The sequence below is a fragment of the Xanthomonas sp. AM6 genome, assembly GCF_025665335.1.
Taxonomy (GTDB): Bacteria; Pseudomonadota; Gammaproteobacteria; order Xanthomonadales; family Xanthomonadaceae; genus Xanthomonas_A.
In genome coordinates, this window is record NZ_CP106869.1 from 4,734,781 (window position 1) to 4,752,892 (window position 18,112).

The 18,112-nt window shown below is 71.0% G+C and carries 17 protein-coding genes; 2 read left to right on the top strand and 15 right to left on the bottom strand.

Features of this window, described 5'->3' with window-relative positions; translation table 11 throughout:
• Positions 1 to 12: 12 nt before the first annotated feature.
• Positions 13 to 1,035 (top strand): amidohydrolase family protein, encoded by a 1,023-nt coding sequence (locus OCJ37_RS20300; protein WP_263111480.1) that lies wholly within the window; start codon positions 13 to 15, stop codon positions 1,033 to 1,035.
• Positions 1,035 to 1,934 (top strand): amidohydrolase family protein, encoded by a 900-nt coding sequence (locus OCJ37_RS20305; RefSeq protein WP_263111481.1) that lies wholly within the window; start codon positions 1,035 to 1,037, stop codon positions 1,932 to 1,934. Before OCJ37_RS20300 ends, OCJ37_RS20305 begins: the two co-directional genes overlap by 1 nt.
• Before the next feature lie 256 nt (positions 1,935 to 2,190).
• On the opposite strand, the gene rpmG is transcribed toward OCJ37_RS20305, so the two are convergent.
• The 15 genes from rpmG to OCJ37_RS20380 all read right to left on the bottom strand — a co-directional run bounded on the left by rpmG (position 2,191) and on the right by OCJ37_RS20380 (position 18,085).
• Positions 2,191 to 2,358 (bottom strand): 50S ribosomal protein L33, encoded by a 168-nt coding sequence (gene rpmG, locus OCJ37_RS20310; RefSeq protein WP_170874102.1) that lies wholly within the window; start codon positions 2,356 to 2,358, stop codon positions 2,191 to 2,193.
• 10 nt (positions 2,359 to 2,368) lie between these two features.
• The gene (gene rpmB, locus OCJ37_RS20315) at positions 2,369 to 2,605 is read right to left on the bottom strand and encodes a 50S ribosomal protein L28 (RefSeq protein ID WP_145704052.1); all 237 of its coding nucleotides are present in this window, start codon (positions 2,603 to 2,605) and stop codon (positions 2,369 to 2,371) included.
• 173 nt (positions 2,606 to 2,778) lie between these two features.
• Positions 2,779 to 3,444, bottom strand: a complete 666-nt coding sequence (locus tag OCJ37_RS20320; RefSeq protein WP_263111482.1) for a cation efflux transmembrane domain-containing protein — start codon at positions 3,442 to 3,444, stop codon at positions 2,779 to 2,781.
• A 3-nt stretch (positions 3,445 to 3,447) separates the two neighbouring features.
• Positions 3,448 to 6,660, bottom strand: a complete 3,213-nt coding sequence (locus OCJ37_RS20325) for an efflux RND transporter permease subunit (RefSeq protein WP_263111483.1) — start codon at positions 6,658 to 6,660, stop codon at positions 3,448 to 3,450.
• 143 nt (positions 6,661 to 6,803) lie between these two features.
• Positions 6,804 to 8,093: an efflux RND transporter periplasmic adaptor subunit gene (locus OCJ37_RS20330; protein WP_263111484.1), complete on the bottom strand. Its 1,290-nt coding sequence runs from the start codon at positions 8,091 to 8,093 to the stop codon at positions 6,804 to 6,806.
• A gap of 407 nt (positions 8,094 to 8,500) precedes the next feature.
• Positions 8,501 to 9,769: a TolC family protein gene (locus OCJ37_RS20335; RefSeq protein ID WP_263111485.1), complete on the bottom strand. Its 1,269-nt coding sequence runs from the start codon at positions 9,767 to 9,769 to the stop codon at positions 8,501 to 8,503.
• Between the two features lie 54 nt (positions 9,770 to 9,823).
• Positions 9,824 to 10,198, bottom strand: a complete 375-nt coding sequence (locus OCJ37_RS20340; protein WP_263111486.1) for a hypothetical protein — start codon at positions 10,196 to 10,198, stop codon at positions 9,824 to 9,826.
• 314 nt (positions 10,199 to 10,512) lie between these two features.
• On the bottom strand, positions 10,513 to 12,348 hold the full coding sequence (locus OCJ37_RS20345; RefSeq protein ID WP_263111487.1) for a DUF885 domain-containing protein: 1,836 nt from the start codon (positions 12,346 to 12,348) through the stop codon (positions 10,513 to 10,515).
• 329 nt (positions 12,349 to 12,677) lie between these two features.
• Positions 12,678 to 13,175, bottom strand: coding sequence for an REP-associated tyrosine transposase (locus OCJ37_RS20350; protein WP_263113751.1), 498 nt, complete (start codon positions 13,173 to 13,175; stop codon positions 12,678 to 12,680).
• A gap of 183 nt (positions 13,176 to 13,358) precedes the next feature.
• A complete protein-coding gene (locus OCJ37_RS20355; RefSeq protein WP_263111488.1) occupies positions 13,359 to 13,700 on the bottom strand; it encodes a lipid-A-disaccharide synthase N-terminal domain-containing protein in 342 nt (113 codons plus the stop codon).
• Position 13,701: 1 nt separating this feature from the next.
• Positions 13,702 to 14,424: a glycosyltransferase family 2 protein gene (locus tag OCJ37_RS20360; protein WP_263111489.1), complete on the bottom strand. Its 723-nt coding sequence runs from the start codon at positions 14,422 to 14,424 to the stop codon at positions 13,702 to 13,704.
• Between the two features lie 108 nt (positions 14,425 to 14,532).
• Positions 14,533 to 15,498, bottom strand: a complete 966-nt coding sequence (locus OCJ37_RS20365) for an NAD-dependent epimerase/dehydratase family protein (protein WP_263111490.1) — start codon at positions 15,496 to 15,498, stop codon at positions 14,533 to 14,535.
• A 55-nt stretch (positions 15,499 to 15,553) separates the two neighbouring features.
• On the bottom strand, positions 15,554 to 16,279 hold the full coding sequence (locus OCJ37_RS20370; protein ID WP_263111491.1) for a suppressor of fused domain protein: 726 nt from the start codon (positions 16,277 to 16,279) through the stop codon (positions 15,554 to 15,556).
• Positions 16,280 to 16,361: 82 nt separating this feature from the next.
• The gene (locus OCJ37_RS20375) at positions 16,362 to 17,288 is read right to left on the bottom strand and encodes a ParB/RepB/Spo0J family partition protein (RefSeq protein WP_263111492.1); all 927 of its coding nucleotides are present in this window, start codon (positions 17,286 to 17,288) and stop codon (positions 16,362 to 16,364) included.
• Complete coding sequence (locus OCJ37_RS20380) at positions 17,288 to 18,085, bottom strand: ParA family protein (protein WP_263111493.1); 798 nt, start codon at positions 18,083 to 18,085, stop codon at positions 17,288 to 17,290. The genes OCJ37_RS20375 and OCJ37_RS20380 overlap by 1 nt, the downstream gene beginning before the upstream one ends.
• Between the last annotated feature and the right edge of the window lie 27 nt (positions 18,086 to 18,112).

The window sequence follows — 18,112 nt, forward strand, 5'->3', positions numbered from 1 at the left end:
CCGAGGCTTCCCATGATCATCGACTGCCACGGCCACTACACCACCGCCCCGGCCGCACACGACGCCTTCCGCAAGGCGCAGGTCGCGCATTTCGACGACCCCGCACAGCCGGCACCGGACTATCCGCGCATCTCCGACGATGCGATCCGCGACAGCGTCGAGCAACACCAGCTGCGGCTGCTGCGCGAACGCGGCGCCGACATGACCATCTTCTCGCCGCGCGCCAGCGCCATGGCCCACCACATCGGCGACGAGGCGGTGAGCCAGGCCTGGACGCGGCGCTGCAACGACCTGATCGCGCGCGTGGTGCAGCTGTACCCGGAGAGCTTCATCGGCGTGTGCCAGTTGCCGCAATCGCCGAACGTGCCGATCGCGCGCTCGATCGCCGAACTGGAGCGTTGCGTGAACGAGCTCGGCTTCGTCGGCTGCAACCTCAACCCGGACCCGTCCGGCGGGCACTGGACCGGCCTGCCGCTGACCGACAGGGCCTGGTATCCGTTCTTCGAGAAGATGGTCGAACTGGACGTGCCGGCGATGGTGCACGTGTCCGGCAGCTGCAACGGCAACTTCCACGCCACCGGCGCGCACTACCTCAACGCCGACACCACCGCGTTCATGCAGTTCCTGCAGGGCGACCTGTTCCGCGATTTTCCGGACCTGCGCTTCGTCATTCCGCACGGCGGCGGCGCGGTGCCCTACCACTGGGGCCGTTTCCGCGGCCTGGCCGACATGCTGGGCAAACCGCCGCTGTCCGAGCACGTGATGCGCAACGTGTTCTTCGACACCTGCGTCTATCATCAACCCGGCATCGACCTGCTGTTCGAGGTGATCGACATCGACAACATCCTGTTCGGCTCGGAGATGGTCGGCGCGGTGCGCGGCATCGATCCGCAGACCGGCCACCATTTCGACGACACCAAGCGCTACATCGACGCGCTGGCGATATCCGACGCCGACAAGCGCAAGGTGTTCGAGGCCAACGCGCGGCGCGTGTATCCGCGCCTGGATGCGCAGCTGAAGGCGAGGGGTCTGTGATGGGTACGCTGGCGACGGGCACGTTCCAGAAGGATGCCGACTGGCTGGATTTCGATCCGGCCCCGAGCAAACCGCGGTTCGTGCCGCCGCCGGGCGCGGTGGACGCGCACTGCCACGTGTTCGGTCCGGGCGAGGTGTTCGCGTATGCGCCCGAGCGCAAGTACACGCCGTGCGACGCCGGCAAGGAACGGCTGTTCGCGCTGCGCGATTTCCTCGGCTTCGAGCGCAACGTGATCGTGCAGGCCACCTGCCACGGCGCCGACAACCGCGCTATGGTCGATGCGCTGCGCGCCGCCGGCGCGCGTGCGCGCGGCATCGCCACGGTGCGCGACAGCGTCGGCGACGCGGAGCTGCAGGCACTGCACGACGCCGGCGTGCGCGGCGTGCGCTTCAACTTCGTGCGCCGGCTGGTCGATCCCAAGCCCGATGCCTACTACCGCCGCATCATCGACCGCATCGCCGCGCTCGGCTGGCAGGTGGTGGTGTATTTCGAGGCCGCCGACCTGGCCGAGCGCTGGGATTTCTTCACCTCGCTGCCGACCACGGTGGTGGTCGACCACATGGGCCGGCCGGATGTGACCCAGCCGGTGGACGGACCGGAATTCCAGCGCTTCGTGCGCCTGCTGGCCGAGCACGGCAACATCTGGAGCAAGGTCAGCTGTCCGGAGCGGTTGTCGCGCTCCGGTCCGCCCGGCTACGACGACGTGGTGCCGTTCGCCAGGTACCTGGTCGAGCGCTTCCCGGATCGCGTGCTGTGGGGCACCGACTGGCCGCATCCGAACATGAAACAGCACATGCCCGACGACGGCGCGCTGGTCGACGTCATCCCGCGCATCGCGCCGACCGCCGAGCTGCAGCGCAAGCTGCTGGTCGACAATCCGATGCGGTTGTATTGGTGAGGCCGGGAGTCGGGAGGGGGGAGTCGGGATCGGCAGAAGCGGGGCGTGCGCGCCGAAGCCGACGGCACGGATGATGCGCGGGGCTTGCGCGCCGGCAGCGCGTCGCTGATTCCGATCCGGCGCCGCCGGCCTCTGTCGCGCGGCGCACACACCGCTTGGGCCGATGCTCACAAGTGACACCGCACGCCACAAAGACGAAACCCGCCTTGCGGCGGGTTTCGTGTCGACCTCGAAAAGCGATCCAGCGATCAGGCGATCACTTGATCTTGCCTTCCTTGTACATCACGTGCTTACGCACGACCGGGTCGTACTTCATCATTTCCATCTTCCCCGGAGTGTTCTTCTTGTTCTTGTCCGTGGTGTAGAAGTGGCCGGTGGCGGCCGAGGAAATCATACGGATCTTGTCACGCTTGCCTGCCATGATTGCTTGCTCCTCAGACCTTTTCGCCGCGCGCGCGCAGCTCAGCCAGAACGGCGTCGATGCCGTTCTTGTCGATGGTGCGCAACGCGTGCGCGGAAACCTTCAGCTTGACCCAGCGGTTCTCGCTGGCGACCCAGAAGCGGCGCTCGTGCAGGTTGGGCAGGAAGCGGCGACGGGTTCTGTTGTTGGCGTGGGAGACGTTGTTACCCGTCTGCACACGCTTGCCGGACACTTGGCATACGCGGGACATTACGCACCTCGATAGATAGTTTGAGTCGCCCATAGCCTGGGAGACGGCGGCCCCGGCAGCCTTGCGGGCCGCCACGCGACGTGGGAAATCAAGCAGTTACGCTGGGGAAGGCCGGCCGGAGATCGCGTGTCCGGCCGCCGTTCCGACCGAAGCCGGGCACAGCGAGCCGCGCATTATGCATGGCTTTCCTTTGTGCCGCAAGCACTTACCGGCAGCGCGCGGGCCTGGCGCAGCTCCGCCCAGGCGCGCCGCGCCACCCGCCAGGCCGAGCGCAGGAACAGCAGCAGCAGCGCCGCGGCGATCAGCAGGTCCGGCCAGCCGGCGCCGAACGCCCACACCGCCACGCTGGCGGCGATCACCGCGCCGCCCTCGTAGACGTCGTTGAGCGAGCACGCCCAGGCCGAGGCCAGGTTGATGTCGCCGCGGCGGTACGGCCACAGCAGGCGCAGGCACAGCAGGTTCGCCGCCAGGTTCAGCGCCGCGGCCACGCCCATGCTCTCGAACAGCGGCAGCTGCGGATGCAGCAGCTTCCAGCCGATGCCGGCGGCCACCGCCAGCGCCGCGGCCAGGATCAGCGCGGCCTTGAGCAGGGCCACCCGCGCCTTGGCCGCCAGGCTGGCGCCGACCACCGCCAGGCTCAGCGCATAGGTCAGCGCGTCGCCGAGGTTGTCCAGGCTGCCGGACAGCAGCGAGGCCGAGCCGCTGTGCCAGGCGCTGCCCAGCAGCATCGCGAAGGTGCCGGCGTTGATCGCCAGCACCCACCACAGCACCCGCCGCTGGCGGGCGTGCAGCGCCGCCACGTCCACGGTTTTGCCGCACCCGCAGCAGCTGTCGGCCATCGCTCACCTCGCCAGCGTCGCAGCATCCGCGGTGGCGGACGCCGATGCGGCATTGTCGCGCCGGTGCAGCCAGCGGTACAGCACCGGCAGCACCAGCAGGGTCAGCAGCGTGGAGGAGACGATGCCGCCGATCACCACCGTGGCCAGCGGCCGCTGCACCTCCGCGCCGGCGCCGACGTTGAACGCCATCGGCACGAAGCCCAGCGCCGCCACCAGCGCGGTCATCAGCACCGGCCGCAGCCGCGCCAGGGCGCCCTCGCGCAGCGCCTGTTCCAGCGCCAGGCCGTCCTCGCGCAGCTTGCGCACGAAGGCGATCATCACCAGCCCGTTGAGCACCGCCACCCCGGACAGCGCGATGAAGCCGACCCCGGCGGAGATCGACAGCGGGATGCCGCGCAGCGCCAGCGCGACCACGCCGCCGGTCAGCGCCAGCGGCACGCCGCTGAACACGATCGCCGCGTCGCGCAGCGAGCCGAACGACCAGTACAGCAGGACGAAGATCAGCAGCAGCGTGGCTGGCACCACCCAGGCCAGGCGCTGCCCGGCCGAGATCAGCTGCTCGAAGGTGCCGCCGTAGCCGATCCAGTAGCCGCTGGGCAGGGCGACGTCGGCCTCGACGCGGCGCTGCAACTCGGCGACGAAGCCGCCCAGGTCGCGGTCGCGCACGTTGGCGGTGACCACGATGCGGCGCTTGCCGTCGTCGCGGTTGATCTGATTCGGCCCCAGCACCGTTTGCACCTTGGCCACCTCGCGCAGCGGCACGGTGATCGGCGCGCCGCTGCGCCAGCCGGGCGCGCGGCTGGACTCGTCGGCGTCGCCGCGCTCGCCGTCGCCGCGCAAGGGGATCGGCAGGTCGGCCAGTGCCGCCGGATCCTGCCGCAGCGCTTCGGGCAGGCGCACCACGATGGCGAAACGGCGGTCGCCTTCGAACAGTTGCCCGGCGTCCTGCCCGCCCACCGCGGCGGCCACCGTGTCCTGCACCACGCCGGGATTGAGTCCGTAGCCGGCCAGCGCGGTGCGGTCCGGCAGCACCGTCAGCATCGGCAGGCCGGTGGCCTGCTCGAGCTTGACGTCGGCCGCGCCGGGCACGGTGCGGGCGACGTCCTCGATGCGCCGGCCGACCGCCACCAGCGTGTCCAGGTCGTCGCCGTAGAGCTTGATCGCCACGTCCGCGCGCACGCCGGAGATCAGCTCGTTCATGCGCATCTGGATCGGCTGGGTGAACTCGTAGTTGTTGCCGGGCAGCTGCTGCACCGCCGCCTCGATCTCGGCCAGCAGCTGCGCCTTGGGCTTGCGCGGATCGGGCCACTGCGCGCGCGGCTTCATGATCAGGAAGGTGTCGGCCACCGACGGCGGCATCGGATCGGTGGCGACCTCGGCGGTGCCGAGCTTGCCGAACACGTGCGCCACTTCCGGGAACCGCTTGATCCGCCGCTCCAGCGTGGCCTGCATGGCGATCGCCTGTTCCAGGCTGGTGCCGGGAATGCGCAGCGCGTGCAGGGCGATGTCGCCTTCGTCGAGGTTGGGAATGAACTCGGTGCCCAGGCGCGTGGCCAGCACGCCGCACAGCAGCACCAGCGCCAGCGCGCCAGCGCCGATCCAGCGCGCGTGGCGCAGCGCGCCGTCCAGCAGCGGCGCGTACGCCTGCCGCGCCCAGCGCATCGCGCGGTTGTCGTGCTCGGCGACCTTGCCGCCCAGCGCCAGCGCGATCGCCGCCGGCACGAAGGTCAGCGACAGCAGCATCGCCCCGGTCAGCGCCAGCACCACGGTGATCGCCATCGGGTGGAACATCTTGCCTTCGATGCCGGTCAGCGCGAACACCGGCAGGTACACCGCGGCGATGATGCCCACGCCGAACAGGCTGGGACGGATCACCTCGGCGGTGGCCTGCGCGGTCAGCTCGAAGCGCTCGGCGGCGCCGAGCACGCGGCCCAGGCGCTGCTGCGCGTCGCCGAAGCGGCGCAGGCAGTTCTCCACGATGATCACCGCGCCATCGACGATCAGCCCGAAATCCAGCGCGCCCAGGCTCATCAGGTTGCCGGACACGCCGCCGCGGACCATGCCGGTGAGGGTGAACAGCATCGCCAGCGGGATCACCGCCGCGGTGATCAGCGCCGCGCGGAAATTGCCCAGCAGCAGGAACAGCACCGCGATCACCAGCAGCGCGCCTTCGACCAGGTTCCTGGCCACGGTGGCGATGGTGCGGTCGACCAGCGCGGTGCGGTCGTACACCGGCACCGCCCGCACGCCCGGCGGCAGGCTGCGGTTGGCCTGCTCGAGCCGGGCCGCCGAGGCCTGCGCCACCGCGCGGCTGTTGGCGCCGACCAGCATGAACACCGTGCCCAGCACCACTTCGCTGCCGTCCTGGGTGGCGGCGCCGGTGCGCAGCTCCGGCCCCTCGCCGACCTGGGCCACGTCGCGCACCCGGATCGGCACGCCTTCGCGCCGGTCCAGCACGATCGCGCCGATCTCGGCGAGGCCGCTGACCTGTCCCGGCACCCGCACCAGGAACTGCTGGCCATTGCGTTCGATGTAGCCGGCACCGACGTTGCGGTTATTGGCCTGCACCGCGCGCGCCACGTCGTCCAGGGTGAAGCCGAGCGCGACCAGCCGCGCCGGGTCCGGGGTGATGTGGATCTGCCGCGCATAGCCGCCGATGGTGTTGACCTCGGTCACGCCCGGCACGTTGCGCAGCTGCGGCCGCACCACCCAGTCCTGCAGCGTGCGCAGGTCGGTGGCGGTCCACGCGGTGCCGTCGGGCTTGCGCGCGTTCGGCTTGGCCTCGACCGTGTACATGAAGATCTCGCCCAGGCCGGTGGCGATCGGCCCGAGCTGCGGCTCCAGTTCCGGCGGCAACTGCGACTTCACCTGCTGCAGGCGTTCGGCCACCTGCTGCCGTGCGAAATACAGGTCGGTGCCGTCGGCGAATACCGCGGTGACCTGCGACAGCCCGTAGCGCGACAGCGAGCGGGTGGATTCCAGCCCCGGCAATCCGGCCAGCACCGTTTCCAGCGGGAAGGTGACGCGCTGCTCGGCCTCCAGCGGCGAGTAGCCGGGCGCGGCGGTGTTGACCTGCACCTGCACGTTGGTGATGTCCGGCGTGGCATCGATCGGCAGGCGCGAGAAGCTCCACGCGCCGACCGCGACCAGCACCCCGGTCAGCGCCAGCATCAGCCAGCGCTGCGCGATGGCGAAGCGGATCAGGTTAGCGAGCATGGCGGCGGCCTCCGTGCGCGGCGTCAAACGCGGTGCTTTTCTGTAGGAGCGACTTCAGCCGCGACCGCTCTGCCGGCATCGCGTTTACGTTCGGGTGTCGGTCGCGGCTGAAGCCGCTCCTACAGGGGCGCGCGATGCGCAGCTCAATGATCATGCGATGCCCCCGACTTCTCGATGTCCGCCTTGACCAGGTAGCTCTGCTCCACCACCACCTGGTCGCCGGCCTGCAGCCCGGACAGCACCTGCACCTGGCGCGCATCGCGCGCGCCGATCCGCAGCGGCCGCACTTCGTAGGTGTCGCCGACGCGCACGAACACCACGTCCCAGTCGCGGAAGCTCTGCAAGGCGGTCGCCGGCACCACCAGCGCGGCCGGCTGCTGCGCCACCGTCACCTTCGCCTTCACCGCCGAGCCCGGCCGCCACAGGCCGTCGTCGTTGCGCAGCACCGCGCGCGCCACCGTGCTCTGGCTGGCGGTGGCGGTGCCCGGCAGTACGCGTTCCAGCGTGGTCTGCGCGACCGCGCCGTCGCTGATCCGGGTCACCGTCACCGGCGCGCCGGCGGCGATGTGCCCGGCGTCGGCGCCGAAGATGTGCAGGTCCACCCACAGCGTGGACAGGTCGGCGATCTCGAACAGCGCCTGGCCTTCGCCGGCCGCGCTGCCCACGCTGGCGTTGCGCGCCAGCACCGTGCCGGCGATCGGCGCGGTCACGGTGTAGGTGGTCAGGCTGAGGTTGCTCTCCACCGTGGCCAGCGCCTGCCCGGCGCGCACGCGGTCGCCGACGTTGGCGCGCAGGCTGCGCACCGGCCCGGGGAAACGCGCGGTGGCCTGGGCCTGCGCGCCTTCGGCCGGGGTCAGCAGGCCCTGCACCTCGTGCTCGTCGGCGATGCTGCCGGGGCCGACCGGCGCGACGCGGATGCCGGCGTCGGCGGCGATCTTCGCCGCGATCCCGGTGCGCCCTTCGTAGCTGGGATAGGTCCAGCGCAGCGCCTTGCCCTGCACCGTGGCGCGCACCTCCACGTCGAAGGAGTGCGGCTCCTCCACCACGCTGTCGGCCAGCAGGCTGCCGTCGTCGCGTGCGCGCAGGCGATGCGTCTCGGCGGCGCCGCCCAGGCGCTTGAGCCGCACCTCGACGCTGCCGGCGGCGGGCGGCAACGGCTTGCCGTCGCGGTACAGCCAGGCCTGGTAGGCCGGCGGCGTGCCGTCCTCGGCGATCGCCAGTTCGACCGCGTGGCCGTCCTGCTCGAGCAGGCGGCCGCCGTGCGCGCCCTTGCGCGCTTCCTCGGCGTGGGCGTCGCCGGCTGCGCCGTGCGCGTCGGTTTCATCGTGAGTGCCGTGGGTGTCGCGGCCCTCGCCGCCGGCGCAGCCGCCGAGCAGGAGTGCCAGCAACGCCAACAGCGATGGCGCGATCAGCGCGGTGGATTTGGTTTTCATCGTAGGCAGTCCTGAGAGACGCCGGCGGTGGACGCCAGGCGTTGGGAAAGGGTGGTCGCGAGCGATGGCGTTCGCCGGCGCTGCGTGGCGCGGCTCGCGCGGCGCCACGTCAGGCGGCAGCGACCGGCAATGGCAATCGCCGTGCCCCGCACAGCGGCTGGCATCGCCTGGCGCCGTGCACGACAGCCGCGCTGCGTTCCGCTCGCGGCGCAGGCGCTGCGGGCGGCGTGGCGCAGCGGGCCCGAGGACGGCCGTGCCGGTCGGCAACCAGTGGCACGAGGCATCCGCGGCGCTGCCGTTGACCCGACCTGTGGACCACGGCCACGCGCGTCTTTGCGCCGGTGCCGCAGCCAGCGGGGACGCCAGCCGACGCCACGCGCAACGGATGCGCGACAGCGGCGCGCGGCTCATCGCGGCGCCTCCGCGCCCGCGGTCACGAACGGCTGCCCGGTCAAACGCTGGATCTCGATCAGCGCGGTCTGCGCCTCGATCGCGGCGGCGAGCTGCTGCCGCCGCGCATCGCCGTGCTGGGCCTGCAGTTGCGCCCACTCCAGATAGCTGATCGCGCCGCCGCGGTAGGCGCGCTCGGCGGCGGCCTCGGCGCGCGCCAGGATCGGCAGCACCTCCTCGCGCGTGCGCGCCACTTCCAGCTGCGCGGCGCGGTAACGGCCGTGCGCGTCGGCGAGCGTGGAGTACAGCGCCAACGCCTGCGCCTGGCGCTCCACGCCGAGCAACTCGCGCTCGGCTTCGGCGGCACGGATCTCCGGCTGCGCGCGCGACGCGCTGCCCAGCGGCAGCGAGACTCCGGCAATCAGCGCGGTGGCGTCGCCGTCCTGCAGCCGGCGCACGCCGAACTGCCAGTCCAGATCCGGCCGCGCCTGGCTGCGCGCCAGCCGCAGCCGCGCCTCGCGCACGCGCGCCTCGCCGGCGAACCGCGCCAGTTCCGGCGTCGCATCGAGCAGGGCAACCAGCACGTCGAACTCCGGCACCGCCGGCAGCGCCAACGGATCGCCGGCCACGCGCACGAAGCCCGGATCGCGCTCGCCCCACAGCACCGACAGGTGGCGCCGCGCGGCGGCGTGCTCCTGCTGCGCGCGGTCGCGGTCCAGTTCGGCGCGGGCCTGCAGCGCCTGCGCGGTCAACAGCACCGATTCGGGCGAGGCGCCGGCCTGCAGCCGCTGCCGCGCGGCGGCGACGGTGCGCTGGCGCTGCGCCAGGTCGGCGGCGGCGATGGCCTGGCGCTGCGCCGCGGCGGCGATCGCCAGGTAGCGGCGCGCGACCTCGGCGAGCAGGTCCAGCCGCGCCAGTTCGCGCTGCGGGGCCAGCGCGTCGATGCGCGCCTGGGCCAGGGTCCTGCGCGCGTCGAGCTTGCCGCCGCGTTCGAGCACGCCGGCCAGGCTGACGGTCAGTTCGGCCTGGTCCAGGCCGCGCGCGTCGCCGCTGCCGAAGGCGTTCTCCAGTTCCGCGCCCAGGCGCAGCGGCGGGCGCAGCGCGTCGCGCTCGGCCTCGGCGGCGAGCACGCGGCGCTGGCCGTCGGCCAGGCGCAGGTCGGGATGGGTCCGGGCGACGCGGGCGAAGGCGTCGTCCAGGGTGAGCACAGCATCGGGCGGCACGGCCTGCGCCCACGCGCAGGGCGCGACCGCGAAGGCGGCAACAGCCGCCAGTCGCAACCACATGGGATGTCTCCGGAGTCGGGGATGATGGACGGGCCGGCAGGCGCCGGCGGTGCATCACGCCGCGATCGGAGGGCGCAGCGGGGTATCCAGCAGGTGCGAGCGGTAGTCCTGGTGCGCGGCGACCGGGCGCAGCTGCGCGGCCGGCGGCAGCGCCTGCCACAGCAGCGACGACAGCAGCGCCGGGCTCTGTCCATGGCAATAGCCGCTGTGCATCAGCGCGTGCATCAGGCCGGCGCCATCGCGTTCGCCGCTGCCGTCGCCATCCGCGCGGTGCGGGGCGTCTTCGTCCACATGCGCCTGGTCGTGCGCCAGCGCATGCACGTCGCCCAGCGCGCAGGCCACCGGCGCCACCAGCACACCCAGCGCCAGCATCGCCAGCGCCATCAGGCGCAGCAACGGGGACAACAGGCGGGCACGGCGGAGGGACATGGCGCCAGCCTAGCGATGCGGCAGGGGTTACACAATCGCAGGAGGCTGGGTGGGAGCGCAGGTGGTTGGCGGCGGGCGCGCCCCGTGCGGCGCTGGTTGCCTCTTCGTTGGCTGGCGTGCTGCGCTGGCTGTTACGCCTCGCTGGCTGTCCACTGGCAGCCACACCTCGTTGGGTGGCCCGCTGGCTGCGACACCTGGCAGGTGGTCCGCTGGCTGCGATACCTCATTGGCAGCCGTCCCCTCATCCGGCGCTGCGCGCCACCTTCTCCCGGTGGGAGAAGGAGGAGCATTGCGCACTCTATTGGTTGCCAGGGTTACTCGGGCGTGCGCGCTGCGGGCTTTGCGGCGGCGGCCCGATGCTGCTGCTTGCTCTGGGCGATAAACGCGCGCACCTGCTGCTGCAGGACCGGCAGCGGCACCGAGCCCTGCTTCAGCACGGCGTCGTGGAAGGCCTTGATGTCGAAGTCCGCGCCCAGTTCGCGCTCGGCCTCGGCGCGCAGCTTGACGATGGCGATCTCGCCGAGCTTGTAGCTCAGCGCCTGGCCCGGCCAGGAGATGTAGCGGTCGACCTCGGTGGTGACCTCGTGCTCGCTGAGCGCGGTGTGCTCGCGCAGGTAGGCCAGCGCGCGGTCGCGGCTCCAGCCCTTGTGGTGCACGCCGGTGTCGATCACCAGCCGGCAGGCGCGCCACATCTCGTAGCTGAGCCGGCCGAAATCCTCGTACGGGGTCTCGTAGATGCCCATCTCCTTGCCCAGCTTCTCGGTGTACAGCGCCCAGCCCTCGCCGTAGGCGGAGATGTAGTTCTCGCGGCGGAACGCCGGCTGCGCGCCCTGCTCCTCGGCCAGCGCGCCCTGCAGCGAATGGCCGGGCGAGGATTCGTGCAGGGTCAGCGCCGGCAGGTTGTACAGCGGGCGCGACGGCAGGTCGTAGGTGTTGAGCCAGTAGGTGCCCACGCCGCCGCGGCCGGCGGTCCAGAACGGGGCGATCTCCGGCGGCACCGGCACGATGGTGAAGCGCCCGCGCGGCAGCGTGCCGATGAACTTGCCGACTTCCCCGTCCACCCGCTTGGCGATCCACGCGGCGCGGTCCAGCAGTTCCTGCGGCGTCTTGACGTAGAACTGCGGGTCGCTGCGCAGGAACTGCAGGAACGCCGGGAACGTCTGCTGCCCCGCCGGCGCCTTGAAGCCGACCTGCTTGATGATCGTGTCCATCTCCTTCTGGATCCGCGCCACTTCCTGCAGGCCGATCTGGTGGATCTGCTCGGGACTCATTTCCAGCGTGGTGTATTCGCGGATCTGCTGCCGGTAGTAGGCCTTGCCGTCGGGCATCGCCTCGGCGGCCAGCGTGGTGCGCGCCTGCGGCACGTATTCCTGGCGGTAGAAGGCCAGCAGTTGCGCATAGGCCGGGATCACCTTGTCGCGGAGCGCCGCCTGCGCCTGTTCGCGCAGCGCCTGCTGCTCGGCGGCCGGAATCTGCGCCGGCAGCCGCTTGAACGGCGCGTACAGCGCCGCGGCGGTGGGGTCCTTCAGTTCGGCGACGCCGGCGATCGAGCCGTCGCGGCCTTCCAGCACCGCGCGCGGCACGCTGAAACCGCGCTTGAGCCCGGCGCGCATGTTGTCGGTCTGCTGCGCGAAATAGCGCGGCACGTCGTTCAACCGCGCGATGTAGGCGCGGTATTCGGCCGGCGTGCGCAGCGTGCGCCGCGCCATGAAGCTCAGGTCCGACCAGAACGAGCTGTCGGAATTGAACGGCATCTCGTAGGCGCGCAGGCGCACCGCGGCGGCCAGGTTCTCGATCTGCGGGCGGTACACCGCCAGGTTGACCTGGTTGTCGGCCGACAGCTGCGCCGGATCGATGCCGTCGAGCTGGCGCAGCACGTCCTGCCACACCTGCAGCCGCGCGGCCTGCGCCGCCGCGCCGACGTCGGGCAGCTGCGGGTTGTCGCCGCTGCTGTCGCTGTCCTCGTCGGCCTGCCCGACCTGCGCCTGCCGCCACTTCCATTCCTTCTCGTAGATGGCCTGGAAACGGGCATCGGCGGCGGACGCGGCCGCCGCTGGCGGCGCGGCGGCTGGCGCGGCGGCCAGCGCCGGCGTGGCCAGTGCGAGGGCGAGCAACAGGGAAGCGGCCAGCGGGGTCTTGGCGATCGGCATGGGCGGTGGCGGCAAGTGGGAACGGGATCCCGATGATCGCACCCCCGGCGCGGCAGGGGGTGGGCCGGAAGTCCTGGCACGGCGCCGACCGGAGACGGCGACACTGAGCGGCGACGCGCTGCGCATCATCGAACCAATCGGGTCGACAGTCACCGCTGGCATTGGGGCCGATGTTCCTGCCACAGTGCCCTTCCGCTGTCGGCGAGTCGCTGTGGGAGCGACTTCAGTCGCGACGCGGAGCAGGACGACATCGCCGCCTCGCTCGTCGCCGGGAGCGACGACCGGACGCTATCTAGATTCCCTCGGCTCATCCATGTGCGCCATCCGGATCACGCTGTCGCGGCAGGCGTTCCGTCCTTCGCCGCACCCAACCAGACCGCATCCCAATAGGGATAGCTGCCAAGCCTGTCCACCAGGCCCGCACGCAACGGATTGGCGACGATGTAGCGCGCACTCGGCAAGATGTCTCGCTCGTGGCGCAGCGCATGGTCGTGAAAGCCCGGCATCCATACCGATCCGCCGCGCCCCCGTGCCAGATTCACCGCCCTGGCCGCACTGCCCTTGGCGTTTTGCATGACGGCCGAGAGCGGGCCGGACCCGTCCAGCAGAAGCAACCCATGCCAGTGATCGGGCATCAACACCCAGCACAGCAACCGTGCGCAATCCCAGGTCGCCGGATTGGAAAGACAGGCCGCGGCGGCCCAGGCGCAACGCCAGTCCTCGAACAGGTGTTGGCGCTCGCAGGTCACCGTGGTGACTAGGTAGATTCGGCCCGGCTCGGTGCAACGCCCTGCGCGCAGGGCGCGATAGCCTTTGGCGGGTTGCATGTGCATGGCGCCAGCTTCGCGGCGCCGGCATGGTGGCGCTATCGGGGATCGCCCGTGAGCCGTGTCGGAAAAATGCGCGAGAGCGCGATGGCGGAAATGGCAAGGCGTCGGGACTGAAGTCCCTCCCACAAGGAAGCGCTCGCAACGAGCGCTTTGGCTTTCCTCAGCGCTACCGCACCACCCTCAATGCGACGCGCGGTCGCGGTGCCAGCCGCGGTGCTTGATGTCCAGGTACAGGCTGTAGAAGGCGGTGAAGGCGGGGAACAGGTTCTGCAGCACGCCCACCGAGTCCTGCTTGGCCGAGAACAGGAAGTAGCTCAGCGTCATCAGGCTGCCCACCACGCTCATGTACCAGAACAGGCGCGGGATCACCGGCTTGCCGGCGCGCTTGGAGGCGACGAACTGCACCAGCCAGCGGCCGCCGAACATCAGCGCGCCGACGTAGCCGATCAGCTTCCAGCCGGTGACGTGCAGGCCGGTCCAGTACAGCGCCTGGATCGGTTCGTTGAGGAAATGCACTTCCATCTCAGCGCTCCTGCACCACGGTGCGGCGGCTGCGCGCGATCAGCCAGGCTACGCCGCGCAGGTCGCGGATGCCGACCAGCGCGCGGTTGAGGTTGTTGTACTTGGACACGCCCGAGGTGCGGTGGCGGTGGTTCACCGGCACGCTCAGGGTCCGCCAGCCGGCGCGCTGCATCAGCGCCGGCAGGTAGCGGTGCATGTGGTCGAAGTACGGCAGGTCCAGGAACGCCTCGCGCTCGAACAGCTTGATGCCGCAGCCGGTGTCGGGAGTGTCGTCGCGCAGCATGCGCGCGCGGATCGCGTTGGCCCACTTGGAGGCCCAGCGCTTGCTGCCCGAGTCCTGCCGCGACACGCGCCAGCCGGCGAACAGCTTGACCTGCGCATCGGCGGCGGCGCGCGCGGCGAGCAGCTTGGGGATGTCGGCCGGGTCGTTCTGGCCGTCGCCGTCCAGGGTGGCGATCCAGGCGCCGCGCGCGGCCTTGACCCCGTTGCGCACCGCGGTGCTCTGCCCGCTCTGGGTGACATGGTGCAGCACCCGCAGCTCCGGCACGCTCGCCTTCAGCGCGTCGAGCACGGCCAGGGTGTCGTCGCGCGAATGGTCGTCGACATAGACGATCTCGAAGTCGGTCACGCCGCGCAGCGCGGCGACGATCTCGGCCACCAGCGGCGGCACGTTGTCGCGTTCGTTGAACACCGGGACGACGACGGAAAGGGAAGGCTGGCTCATGGCTCGACTGGGCTCGACGGCAACGCAAGGGGGGAACACGGGGAACGCCGGCAACGGCGCAAAAAGACCGCGCATTGTGCCCTGGGCCGGTGACCCGGGGCTGAAGCGTCAGGCCGCGGCACCGAAATAGTCCCGGCACCACTGCACCACCTGCGGCAGCCCGACCTCGATCGGTGTGCTCGGATCGAAGCCGAAGGCGGCGTGGGCACGCGCAGTATCGGCCATCGTCTCGACCATGTCGCCCGGCTGCATCGGCTTGTAGACCTTCTCGGCGCTGCGCCCGGCGGCGGCCTCGATCACGCCGATGAAGCGCTCCAGCTCCACCGGGGTGTGGTTGCCCAGGTTGAACACGCGGTGCGGCACCGGGTCCTGCGACGGGTGGTCGAGCGCGCCGAGCACGCCGGCGACGATGTCGGCGACGAAGGTGAAGTCGCGGCGCATGCGGCCGTGGTTGAACACCTCGATCGGGCGCCCGGCCAGCACCGCGCGGCTGAACAGCAGCGGCGCCATGTCCGGCCGGCCCCACGGGCCGTACACGGTGAAGAAGCGCAGGCCGGTGGCGCGCAGGCCGTACAGCTGCGCATAGGTGTAGGCCATCAGTTCGTTGGCGGCCTTGGTCGCCGCGTACAGCGAACGCGGCTGGTCGATGCGCTGCTCCTCGGAGAACGGCGGGGTCGCCGAATCTCCGTACACCGAGCTGCTCGACGCATAGGCCAGGTGCTGCACGCCGCGGTGCCGGCACAGTTCCAGCACGTTGACGAAGCCGACCAGGTTGCTGTCGACGTAGGCGTACGGGTTCTGCAGCGAGTAGCGCACGCCGGCCTGCGCGGCCAGGTGCACCACGCGCGCGGGCCGGACCTCGTCGAACAGCGCGGTCAGGCCGTCGCGGTCGGTCAGGTCGAGCGGGCGGATGTCGACCTGCGGGCACAGCGCGGCGACGCGGTCGCGCTTGAGCTGCGGGTCGTAGTAGTCGTTGTAGTTGTCCAGGCCCACCACCGCCTCGCCGCGCGCGGCCAGCGCGCGGCAGGTGTAGGCGCCGACGAAGCCCGCAGCGCCGGTAACGAGGATGGTCATGGCAAGCGTCCTGGGTTGAGCGGGGATTGCAGGGTGTCCGGAAGCGGCGGCGCGTTCAGAACAGGCCGAAGCGCTTCCTGGCCACGTTGACGCGGCCGGGGTCGACGATGTCCTTGACGCCCTTGGCATCGAAGCGGTCCAGCAAGGCGTCGCAGCCCTTCTTCAGCTTGAGCGCCATCTCTTCCGGATACAGCGGCACGATCGCCATGAACGCGATGGTCTTGTCGGCATCGATGACCAGCTCGCCGAACGCGTCCGGCGCGCTCAGCGGCGGCAGCACGATCGCCCCGTCGAAGCCGACCCCGGGCGCGTACGGCTCGGCCGGGTCGCCGTTGGGAACGGTGTGGCCGAAGCCCAGCCAGGTGGCGTGCTTGTGCGGCAGCCGCGCCAGGGTCTTGAGCAGGCGCACCGGCCAGTAGTGGCGTTCGTCCTGAAAGTCCTCGTGCTGGACCGGCCAGTCCGCAGGCAGGGTCAGCATCAGCTCCATGTGCCGCGGCGCCCCCACATCCTCGGGCAGCGCCATCGGCAGATCGCTCATGCCCGAGGTCACCAGCCGCAGGTAGGGGACGTCCGCGGTGGCCGGCACCACGTGCACGTCCAGGTGTACGGTATCGGAGACGATTTCGTGGAACACGCCCGAGATCGGCCCCAGGTGCCGTTCGATATGCGCGCTGATCTGCTCGATGCAGGCATCGCCTTGGGCCGGCGCGACGTCCTTCTCCTGCGTGTGCAGCAGGATCGGGCTGCCGCCCGGGCTGATCTCGTCGAATTGGTCGCTCATGCAGTGCTCCCGGTTGGTGGCCACGGGTGGTTGCGGCAGTGCTCCGGTCCGGGCCGGCGAGGGTGCCGTGGCCGGCGTGGACTCAGCCCTGCCGCGCGCGCAGCCGCTCCAGCACGCCGTCCAGCGTGTCCAGGTCGGTGTAGTGGATCACCAGCTTGCCCTTGCCACCGCGGCCATGGGCGATGGCGACCTTGGTGCCCAGCGATTCGGACAGCTCGGTTTCCAGCGAGGCGATGTCGGCCTGCGGCGCGGTGCGGCCGGGCTTGGGCTTGCGGTTGTTGGGCACCTTGCCGGCGGCGAACTGCTGCGCGCGGTGCTCGACCTCGCGCACCGACCAGCCCTGGTCGGCGGCGTCGGAGGCCAGGCGGCTGGCCAACTCCGGCGACAGCGTCAGCAGCGCGCGCGCATGGCCCATCTCCAGGCGCCCGGCTTCCAGCAGCGCGCGGATCGCCGGCGGCAACTCCAGCAGGCGCAGCAGGTTGGACACCGAGGCGCGCGAGCGGCCCACCGCTTCGGCGGCCTCGGCGTGGGTCAGCGCGAATTCGTCGATCAGCCGCTGCAGCGCCTGCGCTTCCTCCAGCGGGTTGAGGTCCTCGCGCTGGATGTTCTCGATCAGCGCCATGGCGATGACGGTGCGGTCGTCGAGCTCGCGCACCACCACCGGCACTTCGCTCAGCCCGGCCAGCTGCGAGGCGCGCCAGCGGCGTTCGCCGGCGACGATCTCGAACCTGCCCGGCTCCAGCTCGCGGGCGACGATCGGCTGGATCACCCCCTGCGCCTTGATCGACTCGGCCAGCTCCTGCAGCTTGCCCTCGTCCATTTCCTGGCGCGGCTGGTACTTGCCCGGCTGCAGCTGCCCGACCGGCAGCTGGCGCAGGCTCTCGCCGGGCTGCGCCTCGTCGTTGGGCGCCGGCGCGGCCGTGGCGCCGCCCTTCGGGCCCAGCAGCGCTTCCAGGCCGCGGCCGAGGCCGCGCTTCTTCGCTCCGAGGGCGGGGGGCTTGGCGCTCATCAGACGGTCTCCATGGCCGGGGCGGCCCTGTTGCGTTCGTTGCGGCGGCGCACGATCTCGCCGGCCAGGCCGAGGTAGGCGACGCCGCCGCGCGAGGTGCGGTCGTAGCCGACGATGCTCTGGCCGTGGCTGGGCGCCTCGGCCAGGCGCACGTTGCGCGGCACGATGGTGCGGAACACCTTGTCGCCGAAGTGGTTGGTCAACTCCGCCGACACCGCGTTGGCCAGGTTGTTGCGCACGTCGAACATGGTGCGCAGCACGCCCTCGATCTCCAGGGTCGGGTTGAGGTTGGCGCGCAGCGCCTCGATGGTCTCCAGCAGCGCGGTCAGCCCTTCCAGCGCGTAGTACTCGCACTGCATCGGCACGATGATCGAGTCGGCGGCAGTCAGCGCGTTCAGGGTCAGCAGCGACAGCGCTGGCGGGCAATCGATCAGGATGAAGTCGTACTCGGCGCGCAGCGGCGCCAGCGCGGTCTTCAGCCGCTGCTCGCGCGCCGGCTGGTCCATCAGCTGGATCTCGGCGGCGGTCAGGTCGATGTTGCCGGGCAGCAGGTCGAAGCCTTCCGGCGCGGTCACCCGGATCTGCGCGGCGCTGCTTTCGCCCAGCAGCACGTCGCAGGTGGAGGCGGCCAGCTCGCGCTTGTCGATGCCGCTGCCCATCGTCGCGTTGCCCTGCGAATCCAGGTCCACCAGCAGCACGCGCTGCGGCTGGCGCGCGAGCGCCGCCGCCAGATTGACCGCGGTGGTGGTCTTGCCGACGCCGCCTTTCTGGTTGGCGATGGCGATGATGCGGGCCATGCGGGGAGCCTCGTCGGCGATGGGTGG

Bases quoted from the DNA above. Each gene is read 5' to 3' on its own strand.
- OCJ37_RS20300 (WP_263111480.1), top strand. From the start codon at position 13: ATGATCATCGACTGCCACGGCCACTACACCACCGCCCCGGCCGCACAC.
- rpmB (WP_145704052.1), bottom strand. From the start codon at position 2,605: ATGTCCCGCGTATGCCAAGTGTCCGGCAAGCGTGTGCAGACGGGTAAC.
- OCJ37_RS20355 (WP_263111488.1), bottom strand. From the start codon at position 13,700: ATGGAAGTGCATTTCCTCAACGAACCGATCCAGGCGCTGTACTGGACC.
- OCJ37_RS20375 (WP_263111492.1), bottom strand. From the start codon at position 17,288: ATGAGCGCCAAGCCCCCCGCCCTCGGAGCGAAGAAGCGCGGCCTCGGC.
- OCJ37_RS20340 (WP_263111486.1), bottom strand. From the start codon at position 10,198: ATGTCCCTCCGCCGTGCCCGCCTGTTGTCCCCGTTGCTGCGCCTGATG.
- OCJ37_RS20330 (WP_263111484.1), bottom strand. From the start codon at position 8,093: ATGAAAACCAAATCCACCGCGCTGATCGCGCCATCGCTGTTGGCGTTG.
- OCJ37_RS20365 (WP_263111490.1), bottom strand. From the start codon at position 15,498: ATGACCATCCTCGTTACCGGCGCTGCGGGCTTCGTCGGCGCCTACACC.
- OCJ37_RS20320 (WP_263111482.1), bottom strand. From the start codon at position 3,444: ATGGCCGACAGCTGCTGCGGGTGCGGCAAAACCGTGGACGTGGCGGCG.
- OCJ37_RS20370 (WP_263111491.1), bottom strand. From the start codon at position 16,279: ATGAGCGACCAATTCGACGAGATCAGCCCGGGCGGCAGCCCGATCCTG.
- OCJ37_RS20305 (WP_263111481.1), top strand. From the start codon at position 1,035: ATGGGTACGCTGGCGACGGGCACGTTCCAGAAGGATGCCGACTGGCTG.
- OCJ37_RS20360 (WP_263111489.1), bottom strand. From the start codon at position 14,424: ATGAGCCAGCCTTCCCTTTCCGTCGTCGTCCCGGTGTTCAACGAACGC.
- OCJ37_RS20345 (WP_263111487.1), bottom strand. From the start codon at position 12,348: ATGCCGATCGCCAAGACCCCGCTGGCCGCTTCCCTGTTGCTCGCCCTC.
- OCJ37_RS20325 (WP_263111483.1), bottom strand. From the start codon at position 6,660: ATGCTCGCTAACCTGATCCGCTTCGCCATCGCGCAGCGCTGGCTGATG.
- OCJ37_RS20335 (WP_263111485.1), bottom strand. From the start codon at position 9,769: ATGTGGTTGCGACTGGCGGCTGTTGCCGCCTTCGCGGTCGCGCCCTGC.
- OCJ37_RS20350 (WP_263113751.1), bottom strand. From the start codon at position 13,175: ATGCAACCCGCCAAAGGCTATCGCGCCCTGCGCGCAGGGCGTTGCACC.
- OCJ37_RS20380 (WP_263111493.1), bottom strand. From the start codon at position 18,085: ATGGCCCGCATCATCGCCATCGCCAACCAGAAAGGCGGCGTCGGCAAG.